We start from the raw sequence: 14,381 nt of genomic DNA on the forward strand, positions 1-14,381 counted from the left end.
CGACGTGCAAGAGTGAGGATAAACATGAACACTGATTCAGCTTTTCTGTCGTTTCATGGCATCAGTAAAACCTTTCCTGGCGTGAAAGCGCTGCAGGATATCTCCTTCGACTGCCGGGGCGGTGAAGTCCATGCGCTGATGGGCGAGAACGGCGCAGGCAAATCGACGCTGTTAAAAATACTCAGCGGCAGTTATCAGCCGAGCGGCGGTGAGATTCGGATCAAAGGCCAGCCGATGAACTTTCAGCGTACCACCGATGCGCTGGATGCGGGCGTGGCCATTATTTACCAGGAGCTCCATCTGGTGCCGGAAATGAGCGTGGCGGAGAACATCTATCTCGGTCAGATCCCGCACAAACATGGACTGGTCAACCGCCGGCTGATGCGTTATGAAGCCGGCCTGCAACTGAAAAATCTCGGCATGGATATCGACCCCGATATGCCGCTGAAATATCTGTCGCTGGGACAGTGGCAGATGGTGGAGATTGCCAAAGCGCTGGCGCGCAACGCGCGCATTATCGCCTTTGATGAGCCGACCAGCTCCCTGTCGGCGCGTGAAATCGACAACCTGTTCCGCGTCATCCGCCAGCTCCGCCAGGAGGGCCGGGTGGTGCTCTATGTGTCGCATCGCATGGAGGAAATTTTTGCCCTCAGCGACGCCATCACCGTCTTTAAAGATGGCCGGTATGTGCGCACCTTTACGGATATGGCCAATACCCATCACGACGATCTGGTGCAGGCGATGGTGGGCCGTAACCTCGGCGATATCTATGGCTATGCGCCACGGCCTGTGGGTGCGGTGCGGCTGGAGCTGGATCGGGTCGAAGCGAAGGGCGTGCGGACGCCGATTTCACTGAAAGTCCATGCCGGGGAAATTGTCGGGCTGTTTGGTCTGGTCGGCGCGGGACGCAGCGAACTGCTGAAAGGCTTGTTTGGCGGCACCCGTCTGCGCGGTGGTCAGGTGATTCTGGACGGCAAACCGCTGCCGCTGCGCGAGCCGATCGACGCCATCCGGGCGGGGATCATGCTCTGTCCGGAGGATCGCAAAGCCGAAGGCATCATCCCGGTTCACTCGGTGCGTGACAACATCAACATCAGCGCCCGTCGCCACAACCTGACCGCCGGATGCCTGATTAAAAATGGCTGGGAAAGCAAAAACGCCGACAGCCATATCCGCTCACTCAACATTAAAACGCCCAGCGCCGATCAGCTGATCATGAACCTTTCCGGCGGCAACCAGCAGAAGGCGATCCTGGGGCGCTGGCTCTCGGAGGAGATGAAAGTGATCCTGCTCGATGAACCGACGCGCGGTATCGATGTCGGCGCCAAGCATGAAATCTATAACCTGATTTATCAGCTGGCGAACCGGGGCATTGCGGTGCTGTTCGCCTCCAGTGACCTGCCGGAGGTGATGGGCCTGGCCGACCGGATTGTGGTGATGCGCGAAGGTGCTATCGCCGGTGAACTGCTGCACGACGACGCCACGGAGCAGCAGACGCTGAGCCTGGCCATGCCCAAAACCACTCAAGCGGCCGCCGTGGCCTGACAGGAGATCATCATGGCTTCATCCACGACCTCAAATACGCCACAGCCTGCATCACGCGGCGGCCTGCAGTTAGGTCGCATCTGGGACAACTTCGGCATGCTGGTGGTATTTGCACTGCTGTTTATTGTCTGTGCGATTTTTGTGCCGAACTTCGGCTCGTTTATCAATATGAAAGGCCTGGGCCTGGCGATGTCGATGTCGGGCATGGTCGCCTGCGGCATGCTCTTCTGCCTGGCTTCCGGCGATTTTGATCTCTCGGTCGCCTCGGTGATCGCCTGCGCAGGTGTGGTTACCGCGGTGGTGATCAACATGACCGAAAGCCTGTGGATTGGCGTTGCCGCCGGTCTGGTGCTCGGCATGATCACCGGCTTTATCAACGGCTTTGTGATTGCCCGTCTTAAAATCAATGCGCTGATCACCACGCTGGCCACCATGCAGATCGTGCGCGGTCTGGCCTACATCTTCTCTGACGGCAAGGCGGTCGGTATTGAAGATGAGCGCTTCTTTGAACTGGGCTTTGCGAACTGGTTTGGCGTGCCGGCCCCAATCTGGCTGACCCTGGCCACGATGCTGATCTTCGGCTTCCTGCTCAACAAAACCACCTTTGGTCGCAACACCCTGGCGATCGGTGGCAATGAAGAGGCGGCGCGGCTGGCGGGTGTGCCGGTGGTGCGGACCCGCATCATTATCTTTGTTCTCTCCGGCCTGGTGTCGGCGGCGGCGGGCATCATCCTGGCGTCGCGTATGACCAGCGGCCAGCCCATGACCTCCATCGGCTATGAGCTGGTGGTGATCTCCGCCTGTGTTCTGGGTGGCGTATCGCTGAAGGGCGGCATCGGTAAAATCTCCTACGTGGTGGCGGGCGTCCTGATCCTCGGCACCGTTGAGAATGCGATGAATTTACTGAATATCTCGCCATTCTCACAGTATGTGGTGCGCGGTCTGATACTGTTAGCTGCGGTGATATTCGACCGTTACAAACAGAAAAAAGCCTGATTGCGCGAGCCGTTGGCCCGCAGACGCTGACGTCTCTGCGGGCTATCTGAACAATAACAGACTGAGTGAGGACGCTATGTATCACCGCGAATTACCGGCCGGGCAGCAAAACCCCCTGTTGCCCGGCTATTCATTCAATGCCTGGCTGGTGGCAGGGCTGACGCCCATCACCGCAGAAGGACCGCTCGACTTCTTTATCGATCGTCCGCACGGCATGAAAGGTTACATTCTGAATCTCACCATTAAAGGAAAAGGGCGGGTGTTTGATGGCGAGCGGGCCTTTGACTGCGAGCCCGGCGAAATGCTGCTGTTTCAGCCTAAGACCGCCCACTATTATGGCCGCGCACCGGACAGCCCGCAGTGGTTCCATCGCTGGGTTTACTTCCGTCCTCGCGCCTACTGGCACGACTGGCTGCGCTGGCAGGATGAGCAGGAAGGCGTCGGCCGCCTGCTGCTGCCGGAGTCGCTGCGCGGTGAGTTCGACCGCCTGTTTGCCAGTATCGAACAGACACATAACTCCGGCCGCCGCTTTGCTGAAGAGCTGGCGATGAACCTGCTGGAACGGCTGCTGCTGCGTGCGGTAGAAGAAGATCCGCGCAGCCATCAGTTAATCCGCGATCCGCGCGTCATTGAAGCCTGCCAGTATGTCACCAACCATCTCGCCAGCGAGGTCAGGATAGAGGAGGTGGCGCGCCACGTCTGTCTGTCACCGTCGCGGCTGGCGCACCTGTTCCGTGAGCAGATGGGCGTTAACCTGCTGCGCTGGCGTGAAGATCAGCGGGTCATCCGTGCAAAACTGCTGCTGCAGACCACCCAGGAGCCAATCGCTTCGGTCGGCCGTGAAGTGGGCTATGACGACCAGCTTTACTTTTCCCGGGTATTCCGCAAGCGGGTCGGCGTCAGTCCCAGCGATTTCCGCCGCCGCAATCAGGATGCACACGACAGTCTGGCCGCCCAGACCGCCTGGCCGCTGGCCCGAAGTGCTATCTCTTAGTTTTTTCGGGGAATTCCGCCTTGTTCTCACCTGGTTAATGGTCTTAAATCAATCAGGTTAGCGACAACGAGGAACCAAAATGAGCGATAAATTACGTGTTGGTCTGATCGGCTACGGCTTTGCCAGTAAAACGTTTCACGCCCCGCTGATCGCGGGAACGCCGGACGTTGAGCTGGCCGCCATCTCCAGTAGCGACGCCAGCAAAGTCCACGCCGACTGGCCCGCCGTTCAGGTCGTGTCCGATCCTCAGGCACTGCTGGACGACCCGACCCTGCAGTTAATTGTGATTCCTACCCCGAACGACACGCATTTTCCACTGGCGAAAGCGGCGCTGAATGCCGGTAAGCATGTCGTCGTCGATAAGCCCTTTACCGTGACGTTGTCACAGGCGCGCGAGCTGGATGCGCTGGCGAAAGCCAAAGGGCTGCTGCTCTCCGTGTTCCACAACCGCCGCTGGGACAGCGACTTTCTGACGCTGAAATCCCTGCTGGAGGCAGGCACGCTGGGCGAGGTGCGCTACTTCGAGTCGCACTTTGACCGCTTCCGTCTGGAAGTGCGCAACCGCTGGCGCGAAATGAAAGGCGCAGGCAGCGGCATCTGGTATGACCTGGGGCCGCACCTGCTGGATCAGGCGCTGCAGCTGTTTGGTCCGCCGGTCGCCATCAACGTTGACCTGGCGGAGATGCGTCCGGGCGCGCAGACCACAGACTACTTCCACGCCACGCTGACCTATCCGCAGCGTCGGGTGGTGTTACACGCCAGCATGCTGGTGGCAGCGGAATCAGCCCGCTATACCGTTCACGGCACGCAAGGCAGTTACATCAAATATGGTCTGGACCCGCAGGAAGATCGTCTGAAGTCGGGGAACTTACCGCCACAGGAGGATTGGGGCTACGACATGCGCAATGGCACCCTGACGCTGGTTGAGGGCGATGCTCTGACGGAAACCATCCAGCTGACTCAGCCGGGAAATTATCCGGCCTATTATGCGGGCATCCGGGATGCAATCGCCGGACGCGGAAACAATCCGGTCACCGCGGAAGAGGCGATTCAGGTGATGGAGTTAATCGAACTGGGTCTGCAATCCGCCGAGAAGCGCCAGACGATGTCGCTGAAGCGCGTCTGATCCGCAGCGTGTGACGCAGCACTGAAAACGGGCCGGATTTCCGGCCCGTTTTGTTAGCGGGTGCAACTGTAAGATCGAGACAGCGCAGGGAACAGGGGCAGATCGGAAAGTCGCAAAAGCCGCCATCCCTGGCTCGCTCGGCCCGCGCCGTCCTGGCGCGGGACGCTTTCCTCCTCTGACCCTGTTTCCTGCGCGTTAAGCCTGTACGTGTTTGTCATATTTTCCGGGAGTGGAGGGATGGCAGCAAAATAACGGGCCGGATTTCCGGCCCGTTTTTTATGGCTTACAGCAGATTACTGCACGCGGGCGCGGATAGCCGCTTTCTCTGCTTCGCTGAGGAACGCAATCGTCAGACCGTTTTCCTGCGCCTGACGGATCTGTGCGGCGCTCAGTCCCGCTGCCGGGGCGGCATGATGATACTCGTGGGCGAGTTCGATCCCCTGAACCGCCGGGTCATCGGTGTTGATGGTCGCCAGAATGCCATGCTCCAGGAAGGTCTTCAGCGGATGCTGTGCCAGTGACGACACGGTGCTGGTCTGAATATTGGAGGTCAGGCAGGATTCAATGCCGATATGATGCTCCGCGAGGAAATCCATCAGCGCGCGATCTTCAATGGCTTTCACGCCGTGGCCGATACGCTCCGCGCCCAGCTCCCGAATCGCCTGCCAGATGCTCTCCGGGCCGGCCGCTTCACCGGCATGCACCGTGACGCGGAAACCGGCGTCGCGCGCCTGGTTAAAGTGGCTCAGAAACTCACTGCCCGGGAAGCCCAGCTCATCACCCGCCAGATCGACCGCCGTGATGTGATCGCGATGGGCCAGCAGACCGTCGAGTTCACTCAGGCAGGCCTCTTCGCCAAAGGTGCGGCTCATGATGCCAATCAGGCGCACATCAACATCATGCTGCTGACGGCCTGCACGCACGCCGTCGATCACCGCTTCAACCACGCCGGCAATCGGCAGATTGTGGGTCATCGCCATATAGCCTGGCGAGAAGCGCAGTTCCGCATAATGAATGCCCGCACGGGCCGCATCTTCCACATTCTCCTGCGCAATCCGGCGGCAGGCGTCCAGGTCGCCCAGCACTTTCACGCCCCAGTCGAGCTTTTGCAGAAAGCTCACCAGATCGGGTTCATTCTCGCCAACCTGCACATGCGGGCGCAGGGTCTCCAGCGTTGAGGCGGGCAGGGCAAGGTTAAACTGGCGGCCTAAATCGAGAATGGTTTGTGCACGAATGTTGCCATCAAGGTGGCGATGAATGTCAGTCAGAGGAATTTTAGAATCGATCATGGCGCACTCGCTGAGTTGTCGGTGAAGTGCAGAGCATTATAAAAATATCTTGCGCAACCACGCCAGTTATTTGCGCAACAGCGGCGCCGGATGCTGCTTAATTACGCACTACCGGCGTTAAACAGGGGGGCCGCGGCCTTCAGGCATAAAAAAGGCGACACGAAGGTCGCCTTAAGGGGCTCAGAAAGATTACTGGGGCATCCCTTCGCTGGTTGGCATGCCCAGCATATAGCGGGAGAGGAACTGTTCCAGCGTCATCTTATCGCCGTTCATGTTCACCTGGCCGTTAGCATACTGCAGGCTGGTCACGATATTGTTATCCTGCTGCTGAGTAAGACGGAACATCTGCCCCATGGCTGCCAGACCTTTCACCTGCTGATCGGCCAGCTTCTGCGCGTCATCCGCCTGATAACCTTCGGCCAGACCCACTTTATGCATGGTTTCAGTCGCCATTGGCATATTGATGGTCAGCTTGCTGTCCAGGGTTTTCAGCACCCGATCCACCATCGCGCTGAGACTCTGCGCTTCGCCGGTCACGGTCGACGGATCGTTGAAATTCGCCGTCAGGTTAAAGGTGCTCTCGCCTTTATCATTTTTCCAGCTCAGTGGCGCGATGCTGACAGAGGGCGAGCCCTTCAGCAGCAGGGGCAGATTGCTCATCAGAATCTGATGGACGCCCGCCTGATAACGCATCGGGTCCTCGGTAATCCCCGGCTGATTCAGCAACGTCTGCATCTGCGCATTGTAACGATCGGAGAAGGCTTTCACCGCCTGCGCATCAAACTGTGACAGCTTCATCTTCAGCGCCGCCTGACCAAAGTTCTGCTTCTGGAGCTGCACGCTTTCCACTTTATAGTCGATATTGCCGCCAATCTTGCCGTTGCTGTTATCGAAAGAGGAGCTGCCTTTCATCCTGTGAAGCGTCAGAGCGTCCTGACCGTTGATGCTGGCATTGACCTTCTCTATATCCACCGCCTGGTCACCGATCCGTACGCCTTCCGGGCTGAGGTGCGTATTCCCGCTCAGTTTCAGTCCATTGACGGTAAACAGAACCGGCTGGCCCATCTCATTTTTAGTGGTCAGTGCCAGGCTATCGACGTCACTGTCCAGCGAGACTTTATCGCCTTTATTGTCCGCACTGACATTAAAGGTTCCGCCATTGGTCGCCAGACGCTCACCGGTTTGTGCATTCTGATAATCCACGGGCAGTATGCGCAGCGCCGTATCGGTAGCACCGCTGTAGCCAATGCGGGTATCTGCATTAATCAGCGACTTATTGCCGGTCAGCTCAAACAGCTTCTTCACCGCATCGGTGTTAGCCAGTTCGGTATGAACCGACGCCATGCTCGGGATCAGATTGAAGTGCTTAAGCTGAGCGAACGGGAAGGGGCCATGGTCGATGGTTTCATTCAGGATAACGCTCTGACCCGGCTTCAGCAGGGGATTATCTTCCGTCTGCGAGTCAGCCTGCACCACCAAGTTTACTTTACTGCTGAACACGCCGCGCTGGTAATCCTGATAGCTGATCTTCAGTCGGCTGTTTGGGGCATAAGCATTCAGCTGAGCATTGGCATTCTGTACCAGCTCATCCCTGTGACTTTCGATTTGCTTGCCGGTGAACCATGCCGCGCCTGTCCAGATCACGCCCAGTGCGATGATGACACCTACGGCAACATTGGTCTTTTTCATTGCTGATTCGTCCTTATCCTTGAGTCCGCTTATGCCGCAGGTTAACCCCGACGACCGAAGAAAAACGCCCGCAGGCGTTTAGCGCTAATAGATTGAAATAATAGCAGTTAACCGCGATGCCGTCAGCCGCTTCACCCTAACTCGTTAAATACCCGTGCCAGCCGGCCTGTCCCGGCGACCGTAACCGGCGATTCGCTGGCCGCAATAAAGCATGATTCGCCCGGCTTCAGGGTCAGCTGCTGCGCCTCGCTGGCGATCACGGCCTGACCTTCAATACAGAACAGCACCGCGGCGCTCTGCTGCGCCAGCGGCTGCGGTTCTGCATTCAGGGTATGAATGGCAAAGGCAAAATCTTCCACCGGGATTGGGAAGCACAGCGCGTTACCCTGCTGGACCGGCTGGGTCAGTAGCGCGCTGGCAGGCTTCTCCTCAAATTTCAGGTTCGCCATCAGCTCAGCAATATCGATATATTTCGGGGTCAACCCGGCGCGTAAAACGTTATCCGAGTTCGCCATCACCTCCAGCGCCACGCCGTTAAGATAGGCATGCGGAGTTTCGGCATAGAGGAACATCGCTTCGCCCGGCTGCAGGGTAATCACATTCAGCAGCAGCGGGGAAAACAGTCCGCTGTCGTCCGGGTATTCCGCCGCGATAACGCGGATGGTCTGCCAGGGCTCACCCTGTTGAGCGTCAAGTGCGGATTTCAGCACGCCCAGCGCCAGCGATTTGGCGTCCCCCTCCAGAGAGAGCAGCGTCCGGAAGAGGGTGGCCAGCGTCTCCCTGTCGGGATGCTGCAGGAAGTGGGCAATCTGCGGATGTGCGCCCGCCACAGGCTCCAGCAGGGAAACCATCTCCGTCATGGGACGAAAACCGTTCATCGCCTGAAACGGGGTCAGCGCATAGACCAGCTCCGGCTTATGGTTAGCATCTTTGTAATTGCGCTCGGCGGCCGTCAGTGGAATACCCGCCGCGTTCTCACGGGCAAAGCCCGCTTCCGCGGCGTGTTTGCTGGGATGAACCTGAATGGAGAGCGGCTGGTCGGCGCACAGCACTTTGAACAGGAAGGGTAACTCACCAAAACGCTGTGCCACCGCCTCGCCCAGCATGGCGTCAGGCGCAGCATCAATCACGTCGCGCAGCGAACGTTCGCGGCCCTGATCCATAACGGCAGAGGGACTTTTCGGGTGTGCACCCATCCAGAGTTCCGCCATCGGCAGACCCTCCGGATTCGCGATACCGTAGAGCGCCGTCAGCGCAGTTTTACTGCCCCACGCATAATTCTGCAGCGAGTTGTTCATTTTTTGCATCGTTTAACTCTTTCTCACGGAGAATAATTGCCGGTATTAAAGCAGAAACTGGCAGTGAAAATACATATCCAGCGCAAAAGGACGCTAAGCTCTGATAATGTTAAATTATTGTGTATTACTATCCTGAACGCCCTGGTGCCAGACGCGAAGCGCGGCCGGGCGGTCATTTTTAAAACCAAAGCTAAGGAGACGTATTCATGGCAGCCAACCGCATTGAGAAAGATTCAATGGGTCCCATCGACGTACCGGCAGACAAACTGTGGGGCGCGCAGACGCAGCGCTCGCTGGAACACTTTCGCATTTCAACAGAAAAGATGCCGACGGCACTGGTTCATGCTCTGGCGCTGACCAAGCGCGCCGCGGCGAGCGTTAACCGGGATCTGGGGCTGCTGCCTGCTGACCGCGCAGACGCGATTGTCAGCGCGGCAGATGAGGTACTGGCTGACAAACATGGTGATGAGTTCCCGCTGGCAATCTGGCAGACCGGGTCCGGCACCCAGACCAATATGAACATGAATGAAGTGCTGGCGAACCGCGCCAGTGAGATCCTCGGCGGGGAGCGGGGGATGTCGCGCCTGGTCCATCCCAATGATGATGTGAACAAGAGCCAGAGCTCCAACGACGTTTTCCCGACCGCCATGCACGTTGCCGCCGTGATCGCCCTGCGTGAACAACTGATCCCGCAGATCCACGTGCTGAAAGCTACCCTGAGCCAGAAGTCCGACGCCTTCAAAGATATCGTTAAGATTGGCCGTACCCATCTGCAGGATGCCACGCCGCTGACCCTGGGGCAGGAGATCTCGGGCTGGGTAGCGATGCTGGAGCACAACCTGAAGCATATCGAGCAGAGCATTCCGCACGTGGCAGAACTTGCTCTGGGCGGAACCGCCGTCGGCACCGGCCTCAACACGCACCCGGAATATGCGGTGCGCGTGGCGAAGGCGCTGGCCGAACTGACGCAGCAGCCGTTTGTTACGGCCCCTAACAAGTTTGAGGCACTGGCCACCTGTGATGCGCTGGTGCATGCGCACGGCGCGCTGAAAGGTCTGGCCGCGTCCCTGATGAAAATCGCCAACGACGTTCGCTGGCTCTCGTCCGGCCCGCGCTGCGGCATCGGGGAAATCGCTATTCCGGAAAATGAACCTGGCAGCTCAATCATGCCGGGCAAAGTGAACCCGACGCAGTGTGAAGCGATGACCATGCTCTGCTGTCAGGTGATGGGCAATGACGTCGCGATCAACATGGGCGGCGCATCCGGTAACTTCGAGCTGAACGTTTTCCGTCCGATGGTTATCCATAACTTCCTGCAGTCGATTCGCCTGCTGGCGGATGGCATGGACAGCTTCAACCATCACTGTGCGATCGGCATTGAACCGGTGCGCGAGCGGATCGATCAGCTGCTCAACGAGTCCCTGATGCTGGTGACCGCGCTCAATACCCATATCGGGTATGACAAAGCGGCCGAAATTGCCAAAAAGGCGCATAAAGAGGGGCTGACCCTGAAAGGCTCAGCGCTGAAGCTCGGCTATCTTACCGAAGAGGAGTTTGACGCCTGGGTGCGGCCGGAAGAGATGGTTGGCAGCATGAAGTCGTAACGTGATGCGCGATGAGGCCGGTTCGTTCCGGCCTCTCTGTTAAACCGGGCAGTCAACCCAGAGGTGCAGCCGGGGGATCAGCAGATTGAGCGGCTCAGCGGCCGGTTTATGACGATAGGTAATGTTATCGGCGTCATAGTTGAGCAACTCGCCCAGTACCGGAACCTGACTACGATCGCGGCAGATCACCAGAATCGGTGACGGGCAGGCCAGCTGAGTCTGCTTTTTCTCCTCTGCGCGCCAGACGCGCGCCACCGGCTGGACTTTCACCGGACGCTTGATCTTCAGGCGGGCTGAAGCGGGCAGGGCGCGCACGCTGGCCAGCTCCTCCTGCACTTTCTCCGCCCACTGTTCGCGCGACCACGGGGCCTGGGCGCGTCCCGCCTTCAGGCTTTTTTCCAGCTGGGCAATGACCTCTTCGCGCTTAAGATTTTTGATGATGTGTTTGTTGGCCCAGCCAAACCGCAGACTGTCCGGGGCGCTGAGCAGGGTGATGGTGCGATAGGCATTCAGGGTAATCAGCCCGCGCAGATGCTGGTGAACGAACTCGAATCGCGCTTCACTCGGCAGGCCGGACTCCACCGTAATCAGCTGCTCCAGCCGGGCTTTGAGCTGGTTGATGAGATCGACCAGCGCGCCGATCTCCGCTTCCCGTTCTGCATCGCATTCAATGCAGAGGGCACCGGGCAGACGCACGGCGGCCTTGGTACTCAGTTGCTCTGACTGATGCTGCATAAAGAGGCGGCAGTAGTGGTCGAGCGCCATCTTCCGCGCGCTGTCGCCCAGATGCTGCTCAACGGCAATGCGGGTTATCGCGTCATGCTCGCGACCTTTCACCACCGGCGGAAGGCTGAAAACGCGGGCGATCAGCAGCGGCTGCGCTTCAATCTGCTCCCGCAATTCTCCCAGCGCCTGCTCCAGGTCGTTAACACATTGATGCATATCAGCCACTAAGTCGTAGCGCGTCATAATGAGCCTCCATAGTTACAACGTCCACAATGTGGCAGAAGCCTGCGGCAGTTGCAAGTGCCTTATAGTTACAACATACTTTAAAGCTGCTATACAAAAACGTGCGGGCTGCCGGTCATCAGGTCAGAAGTGCGTGATGCATGCAGGCTGCCTGCGGAACATGATATAAAACGGTTTGCCTGCTAACGAAGAGAGTCGATGTGAATCAGAACATTAAACCGGGCATCGCGGCCATTTTTACCCTGGGCTGTGTGCAGATCCTTTCCTGGGGAGGATCGTTCTACCTGATGGCGGTAATGGCGAACCCCATCGCGGCTGAAACGGGCTGGTCCCAGCAGTGGATTTACGGTGCGCTGTCGCTCGGGATTCTGGTGTCGGGCCTGCTGTCACCGCTGGCAGGCAGAATAATAGCCCGTACCGGTGGCCGTCTCCTGCTGGCACTCAGTGGGCTGGTGATGGCGGTGGGGCTGGTCATCATGGCGCTCAGCCACGCGTTGCCACTGTTTCTGTTTGCCTGGGTCATTATCGGCGTGGGTATGGCGATGGGCCTGTATGATGCACTGTTTGCCACGCTGGGCACCTGCTATGGCGGTCAGGCTCGGGCTGCCATCACCGGGATCACGCTGATTTCCGGTTTCTGCACCACGCTGGCCTGGCCAGGAACGGCTCTGCTTATCCACGGTTTTGGCTGGCGGGAGGCCTCGCTGATCATTGCTGCGCTGATGGTGGCGTGCGTGCTGCCTGCTTATCTGTTTGCCTTGCCTGCCGGTCATCTCACCCGGTCATTAAAAAAGCGTCCGGCGCAGCCGGCCACGGCAGAGATCGCGCCAGCGTTGTTCTGGCTGCTCTGCGCCATTTTTACCCTGGCTTCGGTGATCATGACCGCCGTTTCCGTGCAGCTTATTACGCTGTTGCAGGCGAGTGGCCACACGCTGGCTTCGGCGCTGGCGATCAGCGCCGTGATCGGCCCGTGTCAGGTGGGCTCCCGTATTGTCGATGTCGCTTTTAAACGCAGCCATCCTATCCGTACCGCCTTTTTTTCTGTCGGGCTGGTGGCGCTGGGCCTGCTGTTGCTGGCATTAATGCCGCAGATGGCGCTGCTGAGTATGGTGCTTTATGGCGCAGGAAATGGCCTACGTGCCATCGTGCGTGGAACTTTACCGCTGGCGATGGTCAAACCAGAGTCTTACGCCATCGTGATGGGTAAGATGGCGCGCCCGGCATTGATGGGGCAGGCACTGACGCCGCTGATTGGCGGATATGTCTTTGAAAGCATGGGCGCAACGGCGACGCTGTGGTTGCTTTGCGGCCTGGCAATCTTTAACGTGGTACTGGTAATAGCGCTGAAGCAGCAATTACCGGCGGCATCGCCCCGTTCTGCGTGAAGGCGTCCGGCTCCAGATTCCGCCGGAACAGGGCAGTGAACAGGCTAAGCAGCTTGTGCTATCGGGCCTCTGCCTTTGGTGAATACGTGCCTTGTGACTGCCGGTTTGCTTCAAAAAAGCAACAGTGTTTGTTATATTTATTGCTCATTGATTGTTCATTTATGCGGCAATAAAACAAGAAGATGCACCGCAACTCAGGATAAATAAATGCTTGATTACCGCTTCCCGACAGCTTTGCAAATGGTTCTGAGCGTAGCGATGGCGGAGCAAATGGGAAAACGCTCTACCAGCGCGATTCTGGCCTACGGGCTGGAAGCGAATCCCAGTTTCATACGAAAATTGATGGTCCCGCTGACCCGTGATGGCATTATCGTCTCCACGCTGGGCCGTACCGGCTCGATTCATCTGGGCCGTCCGGCTGCGGAGATTACCCTCAAGGATATCTATGTCTCCGTCATTGAGGATAAAAAAATCTGGGCTGCGCGTCCCGACGTCGCTCCGCGCTGTCTGGTCAGTGCTAACCTCTGCTGGTACTTTAAATCGATAGCCGATGAAGCCGAGCAGGCGTCACTGGATGTGCTGGCAAAACGCACCGTCGCCGATGCGCTGAATGAGCTGAAAAAGCGCGATACCAGCAACTGCACCGCCGTGCCGGAACCTGAACCCGAAGAGATTGACGATCTCTGCAAAAAGAGCCGCTGATGAGCGGCTTTTTTTATGGCTGTTTAATAGACATTTCTAAACTATTTTTCATCAGATCTGTCACTCAGACATTTTTCTCCGTTAATACCATCTTGACCTCTTAATTCATCGTAATAGAATGACTTCATGGTATGAAGTCGCGGAGATCAGGATGAACGCCGCCGTCAGGAAATTACGGAAGAAACAGCGTGAAACACTGGAGCAGATTTTTCAAACGCCACCGCCGTCCGGCTTAAAATGGCAGGCAGTTGAGTCACTCATCAGGGCGCTGGATGGCGAGATTAAAGAGGGTAGTGGTTCACGGGTTCGCTTTCTGCTTAACGGAAAAATAGCGCGTTTTCATCGCCCACACCCCTCGCCAGACACGGATAAAGGCGCAGTTGTGAATCTGCGCGAATGGCTGGAAAGTATCGGAGTCGATCCCTATGAATAATCGTTCAAATTCATCAATCACTGTCGCCGGGCAACCTGCCGTCATCACCTATGTCCCTGAAATCAATATGTTCCGTGGACGCTTTACTGGTCTGTCAGGCTACTGTGATTTTGTCTCAGACAGTGTGCAGGGTCTGCACAAAGAGGGTGAGATATCGCTGCGCGAATACCTGGAAGATTGCGCTGCCTCCGGCATCAATCCCTATGCGGAGCAGGAAAAAATTAAGACCTTCACGCTGCGCTACCCTGAATCGCTCGGCGTACGGCTGTCGCAGGCTGCGGCCCAGAATGAAACCTCGCTGAATGCCTTTATCATTGAAGCGCTCAACGAAAAATTAAAGCAGCGTTAACC

General features: G+C 57.6%; 13 protein-coding genes. 9 read left to right on the forward strand and 4 right to left on the reverse strand.

Features of this window, described 5'->3' with window-relative positions; all coding sequences use genetic code 11:
- Positions 1-24 precede the first annotated feature (24 nt).
- The 4 genes from araG to AC1V0D_RS05220 all read left to right on the forward strand — a co-directional run bounded on the left by araG (position 25) and on the right by AC1V0D_RS05220 (position 4,661).
- A complete protein-coding gene (araG, locus tag AC1V0D_RS05205; RefSeq protein ID WP_058958391.1) occupies positions 25-1,545 on the forward strand; it encodes an L-arabinose ABC transporter ATP-binding protein AraG in 1,521 nt (506 codons plus the stop codon).
- A 12-nt stretch (positions 1,546-1,557) separates the two neighbouring features.
- A complete protein-coding gene (gene araH / locus AC1V0D_RS05210) occupies positions 1,558-2,541 on the forward strand; it encodes an L-arabinose ABC transporter permease AraH (protein ID WP_009090322.1) in 984 nt (327 codons plus the stop codon).
- 76 nt (positions 2,542-2,617) lie between these two features.
- Entirely contained in the window at positions 2,618-3,535 is a 918-nt protein-coding gene (gene araC, locus AC1V0D_RS05215) for an arabinose operon transcriptional regulator AraC (RefSeq protein ID WP_009090320.1), read from the forward strand.
- A 79-nt stretch (positions 3,536-3,614) separates the two neighbouring features.
- Complete coding sequence (locus AC1V0D_RS05220) at positions 3,615-4,661, forward strand: oxidoreductase (protein ID WP_482907071.1); 1,047 nt, start codon at positions 3,615-3,617, stop codon at positions 4,659-4,661.
- Positions 4,662-4,954: 293 nt separating this feature from the next.
- Here the strand turns inward: AC1V0D_RS05220 and add are convergent, their stop codons facing one another.
- The 3 genes from add to manA form a co-directional block, all read right to left on the reverse strand.
- Positions 4,955-5,950, reverse strand: a complete 996-nt coding sequence (gene add / locus AC1V0D_RS05225; RefSeq protein WP_046101778.1) for an adenosine deaminase — start codon at positions 5,948-5,950, stop codon at positions 4,955-4,957.
- A 189-nt stretch (positions 5,951-6,139) separates the two neighbouring features.
- Positions 6,140-7,639: a YdgA family protein gene (locus AC1V0D_RS05230; protein WP_482907072.1), complete on the reverse strand. Its 1,500-nt coding sequence runs from the start codon at positions 7,637-7,639 to the stop codon at positions 6,140-6,142.
- Between the two features lie 131 nt (positions 7,640-7,770).
- Positions 7,771-8,946, reverse strand: a complete 1,176-nt coding sequence (gene manA, locus AC1V0D_RS05235) for a mannose-6-phosphate isomerase (RefSeq protein ID WP_285064878.1) — start codon at positions 8,944-8,946, stop codon at positions 7,771-7,773.
- A 197-nt stretch (positions 8,947-9,143) separates the two neighbouring features.
- Between manA and fumC the strand changes: the two genes are divergently transcribed.
- Complete coding sequence (fumC, locus tag AC1V0D_RS05240) at positions 9,144-10,541, forward strand: class II fumarate hydratase (protein WP_009090312.1); 1,398 nt, start codon at positions 9,144-9,146, stop codon at positions 10,539-10,541.
- Positions 10,542-10,580: 39 nt separating this feature from the next.
- Here fumC and tus read toward each other — a convergent pair whose 3' ends face one another.
- Positions 10,581-11,510 (reverse strand): DNA replication terminus site-binding protein, encoded by a 930-nt coding sequence (gene tus / locus AC1V0D_RS05245; RefSeq protein WP_009090311.1) that lies wholly within the window; start codon positions 11,508-11,510, stop codon positions 10,581-10,583.
- A 200-nt stretch (positions 11,511-11,710) separates the two neighbouring features.
- Between tus and AC1V0D_RS05250 the strand changes: the two genes are divergently transcribed.
- From AC1V0D_RS05250 to AC1V0D_RS05265, 4 genes are all read left to right on the forward strand, one after another.
- Entirely contained in the window at positions 11,711-12,895 is a 1,185-nt protein-coding gene (locus AC1V0D_RS05250; RefSeq protein WP_482907073.1) for an MFS transporter, read from the forward strand.
- A 207-nt stretch (positions 12,896-13,102) separates the two neighbouring features.
- The gene (locus AC1V0D_RS05255) at positions 13,103-13,597 is read left to right on the forward strand and encodes an RrF2 family transcriptional regulator (protein ID WP_046101782.1); all 495 of its coding nucleotides are present in this window, start codon (positions 13,103-13,105) and stop codon (positions 13,595-13,597) included.
- Positions 13,598-13,748: 151 nt separating this feature from the next.
- Entirely contained in the window at positions 13,749-14,030 is a 282-nt protein-coding gene (locus AC1V0D_RS05260) for a type II toxin-antitoxin system HicA family toxin (RefSeq protein ID WP_009090306.1), read from the forward strand.
- Positions 14,023-14,379, forward strand: a complete 357-nt coding sequence (locus AC1V0D_RS05265; protein WP_009090304.1) for a type II toxin-antitoxin system HicB family antitoxin — start codon at positions 14,023-14,025, stop codon at positions 14,377-14,379. The genes AC1V0D_RS05260 and AC1V0D_RS05265 overlap by 8 nt, the downstream gene beginning before the upstream one ends.
- Positions 14,380-14,381: the final 2 nt, after the last annotated feature.

The sequence above is a fragment of the Pantoea sp. PA1 genome, from assembly GCF_056856975.1.

Coding starts and splice junctions, on each gene's coding strand:
- araG (WP_058958391.1), top strand. CDS start 25: ATGAACACTGATTCAGCTTTTCTGTCGTTTCATGGCATCAGTAAAACC.
- araH (WP_009090322.1), top strand. CDS start 1,558: ATGGCTTCATCCACGACCTCAAATACGCCACAGCCTGCATCACGCGGC.
- araC (WP_009090320.1), top strand. CDS start 2,618: ATGTATCACCGCGAATTACCGGCCGGGCAGCAAAACCCCCTGTTGCCC.
- AC1V0D_RS05220 (WP_482907071.1), top strand. CDS start 3,615: ATGAGCGATAAATTACGTGTTGGTCTGATCGGCTACGGCTTTGCCAGT.
- add (WP_046101778.1), bottom strand. CDS start 5,950: ATGATCGATTCTAAAATTCCTCTGACTGACATTCATCGCCACCTTGAT.
- AC1V0D_RS05230 (WP_482907072.1), bottom strand. CDS start 7,639: ATGAAAAAGACCAATGTTGCCGTAGGTGTCATCATCGCACTGGGCGTG.
- manA (WP_285064878.1), bottom strand. CDS start 8,946: ATGCAAAAAATGAACAACTCGCTGCAGAATTATGCGTGGGGCAGTAAA.
- fumC (WP_009090312.1), top strand. CDS start 9,144: ATGGCAGCCAACCGCATTGAGAAAGATTCAATGGGTCCCATCGACGTA.
- tus (WP_009090311.1), bottom strand. CDS start 11,510: ATGACGCGCTACGACTTAGTGGCTGATATGCATCAATGTGTTAACGAC.
- AC1V0D_RS05255 (WP_046101782.1), top strand. CDS start 13,103: ATGCTTGATTACCGCTTCCCGACAGCTTTGCAAATGGTTCTGAGCGTA.
- AC1V0D_RS05260 (WP_009090306.1), top strand. CDS start 13,749: ATGAACGCCGCCGTCAGGAAATTACGGAAGAAACAGCGTGAAACACTG.
- AC1V0D_RS05265 (WP_009090304.1), top strand. CDS start 14,023: ATGAATAATCGTTCAAATTCATCAATCACTGTCGCCGGGCAACCTGCC.